Raw genomic sequence first — 15,691 nt, 5'->3', positions numbered from 1 at the left:
CGCCCGTCTTCACCGTCGGGAAGGCACCGCGGGAGGGGCCGCCCGCAGACCGCGCTCCGGTAACCGGAACGGAACCTTGACCGCACTATCACGCCCGCCGGGCCGGAAAAACAGGGCGCGAAACCCGCGCACTCACACCAGGAACCCGCGCACGTACCACCGGAGCACGGTCGGGGGAGCGGGAAGCCGCCGCACCCCGGCGGACCCGCACGCGTGAAACCGGAAGGCCGGCCAAGGGGCCGCCCCACACCTACCCGAGCGAGCTCCTCGACGCCGGCGACGCCTTGCCTCCGGGCCGCGGCCTCGGGATGTACTGGTCGGCCCAGGCGCTGATGATGTGGGCGGCCCGCTGTGCCTGTCCTCGTGCGGTCAGGAGATGGTCCGCGCCTTCGAGCGAGACGAAGCTGCGCGGGTGCCGTGCCTCGCGGAAGATCTCCCCGGCGTTGTCGATGCTGACGGTCTGGTCGGTGGGCGAGTGCAGGACGAGTAGCGGCAGGCTCAACTCACGGATCCGGTCGCGGAGTTGAGCGCGGCGGACGTCTTCGACGAAGGCGCGCTTGAGGACCAGGGTCCGCCCGCCGACGAACCACTCGTGCGACCCCTCACTGAGCACGCGATCCATGACCGCGTCGTACTGCCGCTCGACGTGGCTGGGCTCGACGGGCGCCCCGATCGTGGCGAGCGCGCGGACGCCCGTCATCTCGGCCGCCGCGGCGAGGGCGGCGGCGCCACCCCACGAGTGCCCCACCAACAGGTCCGCCGGAGTCCCCCGTTCCGCCATCAGGGCCGCCGCGCGGAGCGTGTCCTGGACCTTGACGGTGAAGGAACCGTCACCCCAGTCGCCGTCCGAGTCCCCGATCCCGAGGTTGTCGAAGCGCAGCATGCCGATCCCCTCGCGCGCGAGCTGCTTGCTGACGCGCGAGGCGGCCGGCGAGTCCTTGCCGAGCGTGAATCCGTGCACGACGATCCCCCAGCCGCGGATCTCGCCGTCCGGCAGGTCGATCGCTCCGGCCAGTTCGGGGCCGACGACGCTCCGGAATCTCACTTTTTCGGTCATGTTGCGATCACCTAGGCAGGGGTTGTTCGTGTGCACGGGAGCGAGGGACGGTAACGAGGAGCGTAGCGGGCGCGGCGCTCGGCGCGGTGGTGGCGCGTCAGGCGGTCGGTCGCTCCTCGGAGGTCGGCTGGGTGGCGAGCAGTGTGGTGATCTCCTCGGCGAGCTGCGGGCCGAGCTCGCCCCAACCGTCCTTGTAGCCGTAGACGCTGGCCAGGGTGCGGGCCTCGTAGTCGCCGTTCATGATCTCGATGTCGGCGGCGGTGATGAGCGCCGGGTGGGGAACGCCGACGGCCGCCGAGACCTTCAGGAGTTCCTTGCGGAGGGTGCGCAGGTAAACGGCGGCCCGGGTGGCCTTGGAGGTCGGGTCGAGACCGCGGGCCAGCCGCGGGTTCTGGGTCGCGACGCCGGTGGGGCACTTGTCGGTGTGGCACTTCTGCGACTGGATGCAGCCGATCGACAGCATCGCCTCACGCGCCACATTGATCATGTCGGCACCCAGCGCGAAGGCGACCGCGGCGTTCTCGGGCAGGCCGAGCTTGCCGGAGGCGATGAAGGTGAGGTCGTCGGTCAGCCCCAGCTCGGCGAAGGTGCCGTAGACCCGGGAGAAGCCCATCCGGAAGGGCAGCGACACCGAGTCGGAGAAGATCAGCGGTGCCGCCCCGGTACCGCCCTCGCCGCCGTCGACGGTCACGAAGTCGACACCACGGTCACCACGCGCCATCAGCGTGGCCAGCTCCTGCCAGAACTCCATCTCGCCCACCGCGCTCTTGATCCCGACCGGCAGACCGGTCTCGGTGGCGAGCAGTTCGACGAAGTCGAGCATCGAGTCGACGTCGCTGAACGCGGTGTGCCGCGACGGGGAGGCGCAGTCCTTGCCGAGCGGGATGCCGCGGATCTCGGCGATCTCCGGGGTCACCTTCGCCCCCGGCAGCATCCCGCCCAACCCCGGCTTGGCGCCCTGGGAGAGCTTGATCTCGATCGCCTTGACCGGGGCGCCGGCGATCACGTCCTTGAGCTTGTCGATGTTGAAGCTGCCGTCCTTGTTGCGGCAGCCGAAGTAGGCCGTACCTATCTGGAGGATGAGGTCGCCGCCGTTGCGGTGGTACGGCGAGAGGCCGCCCTCGCCCGTGTTCTGCATCGTGCCCGCCAGCGCCGCCCCCTTGTTGAGTGCGGTGATCGCCGCGCCGGAGAGCGATCCGAAGCTCATCGCCGAGATGTTCACCACGCTCGCCGGTCGGAACGCCTTGGCGCGCCCGCGCGGCCCGCCCAGCACCTTGGCCGACGGCAGTGGGGCCTGCGGGTCGTGCGCGTCGGGCAGCGGTGCGGGGGCGAACGTGCGCTGCTTCAGGTACGCGTGCCCCTGCATGTGCTCGATGTCGTTGTCGGTGCCGAACCCGAAGTAGTTGTTCTCGCCCTTCGCCGACGCGTAGATCCAGGTGCGCTGGTCCCGACTGAACGGGCGCTCCTCGTCGTTGGAGGTGACGATGTACTGCCGCAGCTCCGGGCCGATCGTCTCCAACAGGTACCGGGCGTGACCGATCACCGGGAAGTTCCGGAGCAGGGCGTGCTTCTTCTGCACAAGGTCACGAGCGGCCACGAGTGCCAGTGCGGTTGCGGTGGCCGTGGCGATGCTCCGGGCGCGCATGAACGTTCCTCTCCTCGATGCTCGACCCCCTCGCCGTGCGGTGGAGCCGTCGTGTCGTGTCGTGCCGTATCGGGCGTTGGGCGGCGGGCACGACCCAAGCGGGCGTCAGCGTCCGTCGGAGAACGCGAAATGATATTAGGGGCTCGTCAGGACAGGAGTGGGGGCAGGGTCGTCGGTGGGGCGGTCGCCCCAGCTCACCGAGGGGGCGGGCGACCGCCAGGCACCGTCACGTGACCAGGCGTAGCCAGGCATCCGCGAGTGCGGCGTGGCCGGCCGGCGTCGGATGCACGCCGTCCGCGGCCCAGTGCTCCGGCCCGCTCGCCGCGGCGAGTTGGGCGAACATGCTGTCCGCGGCGAGCAACTGCGCGCCGTATGCGCGGGCGAGCTCGCGCACGACCTGGATCTTCGGGTCCAGATCGGCCCGCCACTCCTTGCGGACCGCCGCGTCGATGCGCGCGTGACCGGCACCGGCCACGACGGTGCCACGGATCAGCAGCAGGAACGGCTCGATGAGAACCAGCTCCGTGCCCGCCTCGGCCAGCGGCGCGAGCAGACGTTCGTAACCCGCCGCGAAGTCCTCCGGGGGAATCAGCCGGCCGTCCGGGTCGATCGTGTGCCACCCCATGTCGTTGACGCCGACGAGGATCGACACCACGTCCGGGCCCGCGTCGAGCACGTCCGCCTGCCACCGGGCTTCCAGATCGCTCACCTTGTGGCCCCCGATCCCGGTGTTGAGCCAGGTCACGGGCCGGTCCGGGTGCCGGAGTCCGAACTCGCCCGCGACGCGCAGCGGGTAGCCGAACCCGAGGCCGTCCTCGCTCTCCAGCCGCTGGCTGTCGGTGATCGAATCCCCGGTGAACATCACGGTGGCTCCCGGACGCAGGGTGATCGTCATCTGTGCTCCTTGGCCTGGGGGTTGGGAAAGGACGGGAGGGAGAATCGCCGGGAACGGCGCGGCGCATCAGGATTCCGCAGGGCCGAACCACTCGCCGGCGGCCCGCTCGAACGCCTGCCGGTCGATGTCGCGACCGTCCGCCCAGGCCACGATGCCGTCCGGCCGGACCAGCACGGCGCCCAGCCCCAGGTCGTCCTCGGCCGCCCCGGCCACGTAACGCAACCGACGCTGCCAGCCCGTCGCCGCGTCCCGCAGGTGGAGTTCCGCGCTGAAGTCGAGCACGACGCCCCGTCCGTCGTGCATCAGGTCGGCGAGGCAAGTGCCGTCCGCAAGACGGAAGTCCGGGGTGTTGCGACCGACCAGCGGGTGGTCGCTGCCGAGGTCGTGACGGGTCGCCCAGCCCGAGAGCCTCCCGTACACATACGTCGTCCCGTCCCGGGTCCCGAGCAGGTCGCGGATCACCCCCTGGAGGGCCCGGCCGTGCGGGCCCGGCGCCATGGCAGACACCTGGGCGCGGGACCAGTCGAGCACGCGCGCGCCGACCGGGTGTCGTTCACGGGTGTAGGTGTCGAGAAGGCCGTCCGGCGCGTGCCCGCGCACGGTCGCCGCCAGCTTCCACCCCAGGTTCGCGGCATCGCCGAGCCCGGTGTTGAGCCCCTGGCCGCCCAGGGGGGAGTGGATGTGCGCGGCGTCGCCCGCCAGCAGGACCCGCCCCCGCCGGTAGCTCGTCGTCTGCATCGCCCGATCGGTGAAGCTCGACGCGAGGTGCACCTCGTCCAGCGTCACATCGGTTCCGGACACCCGGCGCAGCACCGTCTGGAGGTGGTCGCGGGTCGGCTGGTGGGTACGGTCGAACGCGCCGCCGTCGAAGTCCACCATGCCGACGTGCCCCGTCGTGTCCATCCGGAGGTACATGCCGGTCGGCGTCAGGGTGATCCCCGGGCGGAGCTTCTCGGGATCGGCGAGGGTGGCGACCATGGTGTAGCCGGTGAACCTCGGCTCGGTGCCGACGAATGCGAAGCCGGCGAGCCGACGCACCACGCTGCGCCCACCGTCGCAGCCGACGACCCAGCGCGCCGGGTACGCGCGCTCGCCGGCCCGCACGACCACGCCCTCGCCGTCCTGCGCGACGTCGGAGACGGTGACGCCACGCCTGATCTCCACGCCGAGCTCGGCCGCCCGCTCGGACAGCACGGCTTCGACCGCATCGAGGCTGGTCAACGCGAAGTCCGGGGCCGGGCTGGGCAGTCGGAACGGCAGCGCGGCGAGGTCGACCCTGGCCGGGTCGAGCACCATGCCGGCGAAATGCCCCACGCCGCCGCGGATGGGGGACGACCCGTCCGCACCGAAATCCGCGGCGAGTTCGTCATGCACACCCGAGGCTTTCACCAGCGGATCCAGCATTCCGCGGCGGTGGAACCCCTGGAGCGACGTGGCGAACATCCCCCGCGTACCCAGTGGTTCCGTCCGCCACGGGGACCCGGGCTCCGGATCCCGTTCCAGCACCACGACGGAGCAGCCGGCGAGCCCCAGCTCGCAGGCGAGGAAGAGGCCGACCGGGCCGGCGCCCACGATCACCACGTCAGACATGAGAAAACCCTTCCGAAGACGGAAACCTGCGACGCATCCAGGCTGTTGGGGAGCACTCACAGCGGGCTCACACGGCGCTGACACGGCCGCGCACCGGCGCCGCCCTGATGTGAGGACATGCCGGTGCGTGCGCGAAGATGGGGGAGTGGACGGGGGCGCGCGGCTTCGCATCACGCTGCTCGGCGCCTTTGAGGCGTCTCGCGGTGACGCCGTCCTGCCCGTCCCAGGCGCCCGCCTGCAGGCCCTGCTCGGGCGACTGGCGCTCGCCGGCGGACGTCCGGTCGAGCGGAACGCCCTGGTCGACGCGATCTGGGCCGAGGACCCGCCGACCGACCCCGCCCACGCCCTCCAGGCCCTCGTCTCACGCCTGCGCCGAACCCTCGGCTCCGCCAGCCAGGTCGAGCAGCGCGCGGGCGGCTACCAACTGGCCGTGCACGCCGCCGACGTGGACGCGCTGCGGTTCGAGCGGCTCGCCCGCGACGGCCGGGACCGCCTGCGTGCCGGCGACCCCCAGGCGGCGGCCCTGCTCGGAGAGGCCGTGGCGCTGTGGGGCGAGCATCCCGGCACCGAGCCCGCGGTCGTCGCCGGGTTGGCGCCCGCTGTCGCGACCCGGCTGGCCCACGCCTCGGTCGAGGCCGTCGCCGACCTGGCCGACGCCGAACTCTCCCTGGGGCACGCCGACGTGGCCGCCACCCGCCTGGCCGCCCTGCTCGCCGACCACCCCGTCCACGAACGCGCCGCCGCGCTGCTCATGGACGCGCTCGCCGCCCAGGGGCGCCAGGCCGAGGCCCTCGCCCGGTACGAGCAGGTCCGCGCGAGCCTGGCTGACGACCTCGGCACCGACCCGGGTGCCGGCCTGCGCGCACGCCACCTGCGCCTGCTGCGCGCCGACCCGCCCGCCCCCGAAGCCGCCCAGGCCAGACGGAGCAACCTGCCCGCGCCGCTGACCCGTTTCATCGGTCGCGACGACGACCTCGCTCGGATCGAGGCGCTGTTCACGGCCGGTCGCCTGGTCACCGTGGTCGGCCCCGGCGGCGCCGGCAAGACGCGGCTCGCCGTCGAGGCCGCCCGCCGCCACCGGCCGGAGTACCGCGACGGTGCCTGGATGATCGACCTCGCCGCGGTCACCGAGCCCACCAAGGTCGGCACGGCGCTGCTGGCCGCGATCGGACTGCGCGGCTCGGCGCTGTTCGAGGCGTCGGCCGAGCTGCACGGTGATCCGGTCGGCGAACTGGACGTACTGACCGACCAGTTGAGCGGCCGGGAGAGCCTGCTCCTGGTGGACAACTGCGAGCACCTCGTCGACGCCGTGGCGCACCTGGTCTCGGCGCTGCTGGCCCGCTGCGCCGGACTGCGGGTGCTGGCCACCAGCCGGGAGCCACTGGCGATCGACGGCGAGGCGCTCGTCCCGCTCGGCCCGCTGCCCCTGCCCGAACCGCACGCGGACGTCGAAGGCGCCCGCCGGACGGCGTCGGTGCTGCTGTTCCGCGAGCGGGCGGCGGCCGTACGGCCCGGGTTCGACGTCGACGAACACCACCTCGGCGAGGTGCTGCGCATCGTGCGGGGCCTCGACGGCCTGCCGCTCGCCCTGGAGTTGGCCGCGGCCCGCCTGCGCACCCTCTCGCTGCCCGACCTGGCCGCCGGACTGGCCGACCGGTTCCGCCTGCTGACCACTGGCAGCCGGACCGCCGTCCCACGGCACCGCACCCTGCGCGCGGTCATCGCGTGGAGCTGGGACCTGCTCGACGCGGACGCGCGTACGCTCGCGGAGCGGATCGCGGTGCTGCCCGGTGGCATCACACCGGCCTTGGCCACGGCGGTCTGCGCCGGCACCGCGGTGCCGGCCGACGAGATCCGGGAGCTGCTCGCGGCCCTGGTCGACCGGTCGTTGCTGCACCTCGCGCCGGACACCGGCCGGTACCGGATGTTGGAGACCATCCGCGAGTACGGCCTGGAGCGCCTGGCCGAGCAGGACACCCTGACCGTCGCGCGGGACCTGGCCGCCCGTCACCTCACTGAACTGGTCGGCCAGTACGACCCGTTGCTCCGCGGCCCGGAACAGCTCGACGCCCTCCGCGCACTGCGCGCCGAGTACGACAACGTGCTCGCCGCGCTGCGCCACCTCAACGACACCGGCGACGCCGACGGCGCGCTCGGCCTCGCGGTGAACCTGATCTGGTGCTGGCACATGCTCGGCCGGAACGTCGACGCGGCCTACTGGCTCGGCAGGGCGATCGCCCTGCCGGCCGCGCGGCCAGGCGTGCGGCGCGACATCGCCGAGGGGTTGCTGCTGCTCAACTTCCTCGCCACCCCGGGCGCACTGGTCATCGACGCGGCCAGGGAGCGGCGCGAGGAACTGCGGGTGCTCACCGACCGCCTGCGGAACCAACCGGAGTTGCCGGGCTTCGACGGCGCACTGCTCACGATCAGGCTGGCCTCCCTGGACAACGACCACGCGTCCCCAACGACCTTCCGGCGGCTGGTCGACGGGCCGGACGTCTGGCTGGCCGGGCTGGCCCGCATGTTCCGGGCCTACCACGCCGAGAACGAGGGCCAGCTCGACCAGGTACGGAGCGACGTGCTCGCCGCCCTGGACTCCTTCCACCAAGCCGGCGACCGCTGGGCCCTGGCCAAGGCACTGCCGCTGCGCGCCCTGCTGCGGCAGTACGACGGCGATCTCGACGGCGCGCTGGCCGACTTGACCGAGGCCAAGCGGTTGGCCCGCGAGTTCGGGTCACTCGGACTCGACGACGAGATCTTCATCGACTGGCGCCGCATCGATGTCTACGAGCGGCTCGACCAGACCGCACGGGCGAGCACGATGTTCGCCGCGGCCCGCGAACGCGTGCTGCGCTCGGCGTCACCCGAGCTGGCGATCGTGCTCGACGCTCGGGAAGCCGGTCTGCGGGTGCGGATCGGTGACCTCGGCCGGGCACGCGAGCTGGTCGAATCCGCCGAAACCGGGCTCTCCGAGCAACTCCTGACCGTCCGCCCCCACGGGCAGGCGCTGGTCGCCACGGCCCGCGGTGCGCTCTGTCTCGCACTCGGCGACGGGCCGGGCGCCGAGGAGGCGCTGGACCGGGCGTACGCGGCGGCGGTCGACAGCGGGGACCTGCCGTTCGCCGCGACCGTGGTGGTCACCGTGGCGGAACTCGCCGCGTTCTACGGGTGGTACCGGGACGTTGCCGCCCTGCTCGGCGCGGCGGCCCGCCTGCGGGGCGCCCATGACCGCACCGACCCGCAGGTCCGCACGCTGAGCGCCCGCAGCCGGCTCACACTCGGCGACACCCGCTTCACCGAGGCATACGAGACCGGCTGGCAACTGGACCCACCAGCGGCCCTGACCCGCACCGATCCGGCGCGACTGCGACGGCCATGCCCCCGGACCCGTCGGGCGGTTGACGTACTCGGATCCTTCGCGGAGGAGGCCGCTCCGCGGGTGGATACTGATCACCATGCGCGTTGACTTCGATCCTGCACACATGCCCCGCAACGACTTCTACAAGCTGCTGACCGCCACGGTCGTGCCGCGGCCGATCGCCTGGGTGTCCACCGTCTCCGAGGACGGGACGGCCAATCTGGCACCGCACTCCTTCTTCAGCATCGCCAGCGTGGCGCCGCCCGTGGTGCAGTTCAGCTCCGTCGGACGCAAGGACACCCTGCGCAACATCGAGGCCACCGGCGAGTTCGTGGTCAACTTCACGCCGGAGGAACTGTTCACGCAGATCAATGACACGGCTACCGACTTCCCGCATGGCGTGAGCGAGTTCGAGGCGGCGGCGATCGCTGCCGAGCCGAGCCTGCGGGTGAAGCCGCCGCGGGTCGCGGCCTCGCCGGTGGCACTGGAATGCGAACTGCACAGCACTCTCCGGATCGGCGACGGAACCGTGGTGTTCGGGCGCGTCCTGCACGCCGTCGTCTCGGACGACGTCCTGGTCGACGGACACCCGGAAATCAGCAGGCTGCGCCCGCTGTCGCGACTGGGCAAGAACGAATGGGGGACGGTCAGCGGCGTGCGCGACCTCGCCCGCATTCGGCATGAGGACTGGCGGGGCCCTGCGGCCGACCGTTAGCCGGTGCTGAGCGCGGGCGAGCGAGTGAGGGTTTGGCGCCAGTTCATTTGAGGGGGCTTCCGGAGCTCGACAAGTTACGGGAGCCTGGTCCGTGACGGTTTCCCAACGCGGAGAAAAACGACGGCGGTTGATCGACAGTTGACGGGTGTCGAATGTCGAGAGCTCGCAGTCGGTGTCGGGAGTGACGTGTGGACGGTTTCGGTGCTGGAATGACGGTATGCGGCCGGGGAACGTCTCCCGGTCTTCTCCCGTCACCGACGAATGATGCACTTCGGGGCGACGCGGTCTCCCTCGCCCGCGCGGATTCCGATTCCGCGGAGCGCTCGACAGGCTCCGGGGAAGACGGCGAACGGGAATTCGGGCAGCCTTTCGGAAAGGCATTGAGTCGACGCCGCGTACTGCGCGGGGTGGCCACCACCGCGGTCGTCGGAGCGGTGGCCGCCGCGGCGACGGCCCCCGCGGCCGCCGCGGACGAATACGCCACCGCCGAGCCCGACGACGGCCGGCGCCCGCTCCGGGTGATGACGTTCAACCTGCGGTACGCATCGGACACTCGCCCGAATTCCTGGGGCGAGCGCAGGCCCGCGATGCGACAACTGCTCCGTCAGGAGGCGCCGCACCTGCTCGGCACGCAGGAAGGGCTCTACGGGCAGTTGCAGGACATCGCGACCGACCTCGGGCCGCACTACGCCTGGATCGGAACCGGGCGGGCCGGCGGAAGTCGGGACGAATTCGCGGCGATCTTCTACGACGTCCGACGCCTCGCCCCCGTCGAGTACGACCATTTCTGGCTTTCCGACACGCCGTACCTGATCGGGTCGAAGACCTGGGGCAACACCGTGATCCGGATGGCGACTTGGGTGCGGTTCCGGGATCTGGGGAGACGCGAAGTCCGGGGCGGGGCGAGTGCCGAATCCGTGCGGAGTGGGGGAGGGGAAGGCGGAGGGAGCGCGTGGGGCTCCGGAGAGTTCTACGCACTGAACACCCACCTCGATCACGCCGTGCAGTATTCGCGGGAGCGCTCGGCAGCGCTGATCAATGACCGCATGGGCAAGCTGAATCCCGCGCTGCCGCGGATCGTGACCGGAGACTTCAATGTCGCGGCGCACAAGAATCCCGTGTACGAGGCCATGCTCGGGGGCGGGCGACTCGTCGACAGCTGGGACGCGGCAGGCGAACGGAGCGCCCAGTACGGAACCTTCCACGGATACCACCCGCTGGTGCCGGGCGGAGATCGGGTCGACTGGATCCTCACCTCGCCGGCAGTGCGCACGCGGCGCGCGGCGATCAACACGTATGCCATGAGAGGGCAGTTCCCCAGCGATCACCTGCCGGTCCAGGCGGTGGTCGAGTGGTGAGGCGCACCGGTGCGGCCAGGCGCGGGAGTTCTTGCTCGACATCCCGTGACCGCGGCGGCAGCGAGTGTGCCCCGGCTGCAGAACTGCCTGGTGGGTTGGCCGGCTGGCAATCCGGTACGAGGGCCGGAAGCGCTGCAACAGGCGCGTGTCTCACCGAACATGGGGCGTGAACGGTCAGCTCGGAGTGCGGTCGAGTTGCGCTCCGGCATCGGAGGCGGCACCGGAGTCCGGCGCCGCCCCTTGCCTGGCTGCCGAACTGGCGCGGGCCGGCATCGGTCTCGGGCTCAGTCTCGGTCTCGGCGCCGGCGTCGGTGTGGTGAGTACGGCGAGGCAGCCGACGACCAGGGCGATGCCGGCCCAGCCCAACGGGGGCAGGTGTTCGCCGACGACCAGGACGGCGAGGACGGCCGCGACGGCGGGTTCGAGCAGGGAGAGGGTGGTTGCGGTGCTGGCCGGGATGTGTGCCAGGCCCCAGCCGAACAGGACGTAGCCGATGAACATCGGCACCAGGGCCAGGTACGCGCCGACGGCGGTGTTCGCCCAGGAGCCGAGGAGCGGGGCGCCGGTGGCCAGGAGTACGGGCAGGAGCAGGACTCCGCCCAGTCCGAAGACGGCACCCATGGACGCGCCGGAGGTGACGCCGCGGCTGATCAGGCGGTGGGCGGCCCAGGAGTAGAGGGCGTAGGTGGAGCCGGCGATCAGGCCGAGTCCGATGCCGAGTGCGGTCGCCGCTGTGGAGTGGGCGCCGGGTACGGAGTGCGGGTCGGCGGCTTCGGCCGCGCACAGCAGCACCGTCCCGGTCAGCCCCAGGGCGGCGCCCGTCATCCAACGGCGCGTCAGGCGGCGCCCGTCCACGACGCGTTCGATCACGGCGGAGGCGAGCGGGGCCGAGCCGATCGACACCACGGTCCCGGCGGCGACCCCGGCCAGGTGCATGGAGGTGTAGAACGCGAGGGGGTAGGCGCCGACCGCCAGTGCGCCGAGCAGCACCACACCGCGTTGGGCCCGGAGCCCGGGCGCTTCCCGGGCGATGCGCGGGGCGGCCACGAGGGCTTGGAGCAGGCCGCCCAGCCCCATGGCGACGGCCCCGATCGCGAGCGGTCCCACGCCCGGGGCCAAGGTTGCGGCGGTGCCTGTGGTGCCCCACAACACGGACGCCAGGAGTACGCACACCGATCCCGTGCCCACCGAGCCGGTGGAGTCTCCGGCGGGCCGTCTCACAGTCGGTCCAGCAGGTCGGCCGCCATGGTCCGGGCATGTTCCAGGCGGGTGCCCGCGCCTTCCAGTCCGGCCCGGGCCATCGCGCCTTCCAACAGGAACGCCAGGTGCTCCGCCACCTTGCGGGCCTCCGCCCGCCGGCCAGGCAGCAGCTCTTCGACGTGACTGGCGAGCAGGGACTCGACATCCTCCTTGTGCCGGCGGACGAGGGTTCGTCCCTCGTCGCCGGCCGGCAGTTCGGCCGCCGCGTTGAGCAGGCCGCACCCGCGGAAGCCGTGCTCGTAGGCGAAGGCGGCGTGGTCGGCGTACGCGTCGAAGACGGCCAGGACACCACCGCGGGGGTCCTTGGCCTCTTCCAGGCGCCGACGGTAGAGGCCCAACCATTCCTCGTGCCGCTCGTCGAGGTAGGCCCGCACCAGGTCGGCCTTGGAGGAGAAGTTGTTGTAGAGGCTCATCTTCGCCACGCCGGCCTCGGCGGTGATGGTGTCGATGCCTGTGGCGGCCACACCGTCGGCGTAGAAGCGGCGTGCCGCGGCGGCGAGCAGCCGCTCGCGCGCGGCTCCGCGCCGCCTGCCGGACGGTTGTGTGGCCGCGGTGCCCGCTTCGCTCATCGAGCCTCACCTTCTATATTAGGTAGACAGGTCTACCTAATATAGCGCCGAGGTGCTGCCAGTGCGACGGCTCCCGCCGGCGCGGCCGGTGACCGGCAAGGATGCCGGGCCGCCGCCTCGTCGCGGGCACGCCTGCCTGGTCATGGACGGGTACGCGGGAGGGGGTGAGCGGTGAAGAAGGCCATCATGGTCCGCGCGGCGTTGATCGAGTGGGTCGTGCCGCCGGGACCGCTGGGCTTGGTGGCGCCCGGCCAGGTGTGTCCGCCGTCGATGATGCGGTAGTTGACGACGGTGTTCCCGCTGGCGCAGCTCGACCACGTGGTCTGGACGACATCGGGCGCGAGCTTCCGATCGGTGGCCGGTCCCGTGCAGTGGTCGCGCTCGCGCCACAGTTGGATCCAGTCATCGGTGGAGAACAGTCTGCGGGCCGGTTTTCCGTCGTAGGGGATGACCGGGTCCGCGGTGCCGTGCATGTTGAGGGACGGGAGGGGGCGCCCGCCGGCGGTGCAGTGGTTGTAGTCCTGGTAGAACGCCGCGGAGATGGTCGCGACCGCCGCGACTCCACTGATGCGGCATGCCGCCGACGCGGCGAACCCGGCACCGTCCGACTTGCCCGTCATGCCGATACGGGTGGTGTCGACGCACGGTGACTTCGCCAGCCAACGCACCAAGGCAGTGGCGAACTCGTAGTCGTGCGCCCAGGCACCGATGTAGGGACTGGCCTCCCAAGACGGCTTTCCCCCCTTGCCGTTGAGGCCCTGGGCGTAGAGCACGATGGCGTCGGCGTCGTCGAGCTGCGAATACGCCGCGAAGCGGCTGTCGGTCTCGCCGCGCCCGTGGAAGGCGATGATCGCGGGCTTCTTCGTCCGGGGCGAGGAGTTGGCCGGCACGTGCTCGATGAACGTACGGGTCTGCCCGCCGACGTTCATGGTGCGCGTGGTGGAGGAGTTCGGGGCGCTCGTACATGCCGACCCGCCGTTGGTCGGCCCGGCCGAGGCGGAGCGGCCCGCGGTCGTGGCCATGGTTGTGGTGGTCGCAGCGACTGTGGTGTGAGCGGTTGAACACGCCGTCAGTGGACCTGTCGCCAGCGCGGCGGCGAGCCCGACGGCCAGACAGTTCGCCGATCGACGGTGCGGGTGCCGACGCGTGCCCTGTCGCAAGCGATGTCGCATGAGTGCTCGTCTCTCTCGGATCGCGCTCGATGGGATGGCTCTTGTCGCGTCGCGCTCAACGCGGGAGCGCCGCGGTGTTGTCGCGCAGTTCGCGCAGGTGCTGTCTGGTGAGTTCTTCGGCGGTGGTGGGATTCCGGTCCCGCACCGCCTCGAAGATCGCCCGGTGTTGGTCGCGGTCGCGGGGCCGGTCCTGGATGAGCCGCCGCAGGGACCGCTGTTCTCGGTTTCGTGCCGCGAGCAGCGAGTCGACGACTTCGAACAGCATGGGATTGCCGGAGCAACCGGCCAGTTCGCGATGGAAGTTGCGCGGGCCGGTCCGGGGCACGCGTGACCGTGTGGCGATCTCCACGGCGATCTCCAGTCGCGCCAACTGGTCGTCGGTGCGGTGCTGGGCGGCGAGCGCGGCGATGCCTGGTTCGATCGAGAGCCGTGCCTCGACCAGGTGGAGGATCTGCTCGTCGTGGAGGGGCATGGAGTTCGGATTGAGCATCAGTGTCCGGCGCACGCCGGGGCCGACGAAGGTGCCGGAGCCGTGCCGGAGTTGGACGGCGTCGGTCGCCTGGAGCCTGCGGAGGGCTTCTCGGAGGGTCGGTGGGGTCACGCCGAACTGGTCGGCCAGGGCCCGCACGGTCGGCAGGCTGTCACCAGGCACGAGCCCCCGCTCCGCGATCAGGTCGAGCAAGCCGGCGGCCAGACGCTCGGAGAGGCCGCCTGGCGGCGACTGCGTCTGGGCCTTGCTGTCCGCCGTGCCGGATGGCATAACTCGCCCTCCCGCCAACGCAATTGACCAATTGACCATATCAATTGCGGCAGCGGCGGGGACGGACTTCGGGCAAGAGGAGTCGAGGCCAGGGGACGGCTACCCGGTGGGGTGGGCCGGCCGCGGCTCCTGACGCGTCCTCGCGCCATGCCCCGGCCTGCGGCGCGCTGTTGAGGCGAGCGGGGCACGCGGCGAAGGCGACGCGCCGGCCCGCATGACGTGCCGGGCCGACCCTAGGGCCGACGGGTCGACGAGGAGGTGCCGCGGACCTGGAGGCCGTTGAGGAGCTCCTGGGTGGCTGCCGCGACGGCGTCGACGGCGTGGTCGAACACCTCACGGTTGTGGGCCGCCGGTGCGCGGAATCCGGAGACCTTGCGGACGTACTGCAAGGCCGCGGCGCGGATGTCCTCGTCGCTGGCTTCCGGCGTAACGGGCGGGCGGAGGGTCCGGATACTGCGGATCAACGCCGTATAGCAGGTTGGAGCGGTGACCATCATCTGACCTGCGTCGCAGCATGCATGTTCGGGTAGTTCACTGCGTCTTCATGTAGTACGTCGCAGAGGTTTGCGTGATCGTTTTCCCAATCGTTTCCCAGTTTCCCGTCTGGTCGAGCCGACTGGAACGCTTGAGCCCAACTGGCCCGTCGCTGCATGGCGGTCGTCGGCGATTGGGTGGGTATCCCCGATGATGAGAGCTGCCTGGGACGACGGATCACGTAACGCTGGGAGCGGACATGACGGTGGGGGCCGGCACGCGGCAGGAGCGCGTCGCGGCGCGTGTGTGGATGGTGCGGTTGGATCCCGATGGCCGTCCCTCCGCCGGCGTGGTGCGCCTCACGTGTTCTCGCTCGGCCTGCGCGGACGTGCGCTGTGCCAGTGCTGTTGAGGGGCGCAGGGCCGCGGTCGCGCACGTCAACATGCACCTGGCCCACCTGCGCAAGGACGGTGGGCCGCGCAGTGCGGCCTGGTGCGGCTGCCGCACCGCCGAGTGCGCGTGGCATCCGGCGGCAGGGGTGGTGCGGTGCGGCGGTCCCGTGGTCTTGTCCGTGTATGCGGACCGGGCCGGGCGCTTCTTCGGCGGGGCAGCCACGGCGGACGCCCACCCACCTTCGACAAGCAACTCTACAAACAGCGCAACATCGTCGAACGCTGCTTCAACCGCTTGAAGCAATGGCGCGGCATCGCCACCCGCTACGACAAAACCGCCGAGTCCTTCCAAGCAGCCGTCACCCTCGCCTCAACTCCTGATGTGGGCGTGACATTTGAAGACAACTCCTAGTGCCGGAGTTGAGCCGGACGTACTCCGCTGCACG

12 protein-coding genes and 1 pseudogene are annotated in these 15,691 nt (G+C 71.3%); 4 read left to right on the top strand and 9 right to left on the bottom strand.

Features of this window, described 5'->3' with window-relative positions; translation table 11 throughout:
• Positions 1 to 250: 250 nt before the first annotated feature.
• The 4 genes from ACIQU6_RS32925 to ACIQU6_RS32910 all read right to left on the bottom strand — a co-directional run bounded on the left by ACIQU6_RS32925 (position 251) and on the right by ACIQU6_RS32910 (position 5,187).
• Entirely contained in the window at positions 251 to 1,057 is an 807-nt protein-coding gene (locus ACIQU6_RS32925) for an alpha/beta hydrolase family protein (protein ID WP_403485391.1), read from the bottom strand.
• A gap of 97 nt (positions 1,058 to 1,154) precedes the next feature.
• Positions 1,155 to 2,702, bottom strand: coding sequence for an FMN-binding glutamate synthase family protein (locus tag ACIQU6_RS32920; protein WP_403485390.1), 1,548 nt, complete (start codon positions 2,700 to 2,702; stop codon positions 1,155 to 1,157).
• A 226-nt stretch (positions 2,703 to 2,928) separates the two neighbouring features.
• Positions 2,929 to 3,597 (bottom strand): SGNH/GDSL hydrolase family protein, encoded by a 669-nt coding sequence (locus ACIQU6_RS32915; RefSeq protein WP_403485389.1) that lies wholly within the window; start codon positions 3,595 to 3,597, stop codon positions 2,929 to 2,931.
• 66 nt (positions 3,598 to 3,663) lie between these two features.
• Positions 3,664 to 5,187 (bottom strand): FAD-dependent oxidoreductase, encoded by a 1,524-nt coding sequence (locus tag ACIQU6_RS32910; RefSeq protein WP_403485388.1) that lies wholly within the window; start codon positions 5,185 to 5,187, stop codon positions 3,664 to 3,666.
• A gap of 127 nt (positions 5,188 to 5,314) precedes the next feature.
• Here ACIQU6_RS32910 and ACIQU6_RS32905 point away from each other — a divergent pair, with 127 nt between their 5' ends.
• The 3 genes from ACIQU6_RS32905 to ACIQU6_RS32895 all read left to right on the top strand — a co-directional run bounded on the left by ACIQU6_RS32905 (position 5,315) and on the right by ACIQU6_RS32895 (position 10,618).
• Entirely contained in the window at positions 5,315 to 8,653 is a 3,339-nt protein-coding gene (locus tag ACIQU6_RS32905) for a BTAD domain-containing putative transcriptional regulator (protein ID WP_403485387.1), read from the top strand.
• On the top strand, positions 8,643 to 9,260 hold the full coding sequence (locus ACIQU6_RS32900) for a flavin reductase family protein (RefSeq protein ID WP_403485386.1): 618 nt from the start codon (positions 8,643 to 8,645) through the stop codon (positions 9,258 to 9,260). Before ACIQU6_RS32905 ends, ACIQU6_RS32900 begins: the two co-directional genes overlap by 11 nt.
• A 407-nt stretch (positions 9,261 to 9,667) precedes the next feature.
• A complete protein-coding gene (locus tag ACIQU6_RS32895) occupies positions 9,668 to 10,618 on the top strand; it encodes an endonuclease/exonuclease/phosphatase family protein (protein WP_403485385.1) in 951 nt (316 codons plus the stop codon).
• 174 nt (positions 10,619 to 10,792) lie between these two features.
• On the opposite strand, the gene ACIQU6_RS32890 is transcribed toward ACIQU6_RS32895, so the two are convergent.
• From ACIQU6_RS32890 to ACIQU6_RS32870, 5 genes are all read right to left on the bottom strand, one after another.
• The gene (locus ACIQU6_RS32890; RefSeq protein WP_403485384.1) at positions 10,793 to 11,839 is read right to left on the bottom strand and encodes a DMT family transporter; all 1,047 of its coding nucleotides are present in this window, start codon (positions 11,837 to 11,839) and stop codon (positions 10,793 to 10,795) included.
• The gene (locus ACIQU6_RS32885) at positions 11,836 to 12,447 is read right to left on the bottom strand and encodes a TetR/AcrR family transcriptional regulator (RefSeq protein WP_403485383.1); all 612 of its coding nucleotides are present in this window, start codon (positions 12,445 to 12,447) and stop codon (positions 11,836 to 11,838) included. The genes ACIQU6_RS32890 and ACIQU6_RS32885 overlap by 4 nt, the downstream gene beginning before the upstream one ends.
• A 140-nt stretch (positions 12,448 to 12,587) precedes the next feature.
• A complete protein-coding gene (locus ACIQU6_RS32880) occupies positions 12,588 to 13,469 on the bottom strand; it encodes an alpha/beta hydrolase family esterase (RefSeq protein ID WP_403485382.1) in 882 nt (293 codons plus the stop codon).
• Positions 13,470 to 13,674: 205 nt separating this feature from the next.
• A complete protein-coding gene (locus ACIQU6_RS32875; protein WP_403485381.1) occupies positions 13,675 to 14,379 on the bottom strand; it encodes a FadR/GntR family transcriptional regulator in 705 nt (234 codons plus the stop codon).
• Between the two features lie 233 nt (positions 14,380 to 14,612).
• The gene (locus ACIQU6_RS32870; RefSeq protein ID WP_403485380.1) at positions 14,613 to 14,843 is read right to left on the bottom strand and encodes a DUF2277 family protein; all 231 of its coding nucleotides are present in this window, start codon (positions 14,841 to 14,843) and stop codon (positions 14,613 to 14,615) included.
• A 613-nt stretch (positions 14,844 to 15,456) separates the two neighbouring features.
• Between ACIQU6_RS32870 and ACIQU6_RS32865 the strand changes: the two are divergent.
• A pseudogene (locus tag ACIQU6_RS32865) lies at positions 15,457 to 15,657 on the top strand (transposase); the annotation flags it as partial.
• Between the last annotated feature and the right edge of the window lie 34 nt (positions 15,658 to 15,691).

The organism is Streptomyces sp. NPDC090442, assembly GCF_044769405.1.
Taxonomy (GTDB): Bacteria; Actinomycetota; Actinomycetes; order Streptomycetales; family Streptomycetaceae; genus Streptomyces.
The sequence above is the reverse complement of the archived record's forward strand: the minus strand, read 5'-3'. Positions and strand labels throughout refer to the sequence as shown.

Bases quoted from the DNA above. Each gene is read 5' to 3' on its own strand.
- ACIQU6_RS32885 (WP_403485383.1), bottom strand. From the start codon at position 12,447: ATGAGCGAAGCGGGCACCGCGGCCACACAACCGTCCGGCAGGCGGCGC.
- ACIQU6_RS32915 (WP_403485389.1), bottom strand. From the start codon at position 3,597: ATGACGATCACCCTGCGTCCGGGAGCCACCGTGATGTTCACCGGGGAT.
- ACIQU6_RS32925 (WP_403485391.1), bottom strand. From the start codon at position 1,057: ATGACCGAAAAAGTGAGATTCCGGAGCGTCGTCGGCCCCGAACTGGCC.
- ACIQU6_RS32910 (WP_403485388.1), bottom strand. From the start codon at position 5,187: ATGTCTGACGTGGTGATCGTGGGCGCCGGCCCGGTCGGCCTCTTCCTC.
- ACIQU6_RS32900 (WP_403485386.1), top strand. From the start codon at position 8,643: ATGCGCGTTGACTTCGATCCTGCACACATGCCCCGCAACGACTTCTAC.
- ACIQU6_RS32875 (WP_403485381.1), bottom strand. From the start codon at position 14,379: ATGCCATCCGGCACGGCGGACAGCAAGGCCCAGACGCAGTCGCCGCCA.
- ACIQU6_RS32920 (WP_403485390.1), bottom strand. From the start codon at position 2,702: ATGCGCGCCCGGAGCATCGCCACGGCCACCGCAACCGCACTGGCACTC.
- ACIQU6_RS32880 (WP_403485382.1), bottom strand. From the start codon at position 13,469: ATGGCCACGACCGCGGGCCGCTCCGCCTCGGCCGGGCCGACCAACGGC.